General features: G+C 67.2%; 1 protein-coding gene. It reads left to right on the top strand.

Annotated features, from left to right (window positions below; all coding sequences use genetic code 11):
• The coding region (locus MSIMFI_RS27165) for a beta-ketoacyl reductase (RefSeq protein WP_191500017.1) at window positions 1-1,519 on the top strand (1,519 nt) is incomplete at both ends.

Raw genomic sequence — 1,519 nt, 5'->3', positions numbered from 1 at the left:
CACCCCGTACTGGCCCCCGCCCTCACCGACGTCGCAGACCACCCCGGATCCGCGGTCATCACCACCATGGCCCGCGACCACCCCGACCTCGACACCCTCACCACCACCCTGGCCCACCTGCACACCCACGGCCACAGCCCCTCCTGGACCACCCTGTACCCGGGCACCCACACCGTGGCGCTACCCACCTACCCCTTCCAACACCGCCCGTATTGGTTGGCGGCGCCGGCGTCGAGCGTGGTTGGTGATCCCGCTGAAGGCCGGTTATGGGATGCCGTCGACAGCGACGCGGTGGACACCGTCGCGCAGGTGTTGGGTATCGCCGACACCCCCACGGCGTCGCTGGGTTCGGTGGTGGCCGCCCTGCGGCACTGGCGCAAGCAACTGGCCGAACGCTCGGTGGTGGATACGTTGCGGTATCGGGTCGGCTGGCAAGCGGTCACTCCGGTCGCTTTCCCGTCAATCCGGCAGCGGTGGCTGGTGTTGATTCATCCCGAGCAGTCCGAAGACCCCTGGCTGCAGGCCCTGCTGGCCGGCTACCCCGACGAATTCAGCACCGCGGCTATTGATATCGATCGTGTGGACCGCGACGGGTTGACCACGCTGCTGGTCGAACAGGCCACAGCGCGCGGCTGTGAGGGTGTGTTGTCGGCGCTGGCACTCTTTGACCACACCGACCCTGATGTGCCCGGACCGTCAAGGGGTGTGTTGTCCACGCTGGCACTGGTGCAGGCCTATGGGGATAGCGGGCTAAGTGTGCCGTTGTGGGTTCTTACCCAGGGCGGGGCCCAAGTCAGTGCCGACGAGCGGCCGTTGGCGCCCAGTCAGGCCGCGGTGTGGGGGCTCGGACAATCGGTGTGTTTGGAACACCCCGACTGGTGGGGCGGACTGATCGATCTGCCCGCTACCCCCACACCCCAAGACGTCACACGCCTGCACACGATCTTGACCTGCCCGCAAACCGAAGACCAACTCGCCCTGCGCCCCCACGGGGTGCACGCCCGACGGCTGCGACACGCACCGCTGCCCCCGGATCAGCGCCCCACGTGGAAACCTTCGGGCACCGCCGTCATCACCGGCGTCACCGGCCAGCTGGGTCCCCATATCGCCCGCTGGCTAGCCCACGCTGGAGCCAGCCACCTGGTATTGCTGAGCCGCACCGCCGCCACCGACCCACACGTGGCAGAGCTAGAAGAAGAACTCCACGCCCTAGGAGTCAGCACCAGCACCGCTTCAGTGGATGTGACCGATCGACATGCCGTGGGGGTGGTGATCGATCAAACCCGCACCCAGCACGGACCCATCGACACCGTGGTGCACGCGGCAGCGTTTTTGGGGTGGGCCGCTATCGCCGAGGTCAGCGTTAAAGAATTCCGCGCCACCTATATGGCCAAGGCGCTCGGGGCGGAAAACCTGATCACCGCGCTGGGCGATCAGCTGCCCCACACCTTCATCCTGTTCTCCTCGGCCGCCACAACCTGGGGCGGCACCCGACAAGGCGCCTATGCGGCGGCCAACG

This window comes from Mycobacterium simulans (genome assembly GCF_900232995.1).
GTDB classification, from domain to species: domain Bacteria; phylum Actinomycetota; class Actinomycetes; order Mycobacteriales; family Mycobacteriaceae; genus Mycobacterium; species Mycobacterium simulans.
This window is presented reverse-complemented; position numbering and strand designations above follow the sequence as displayed.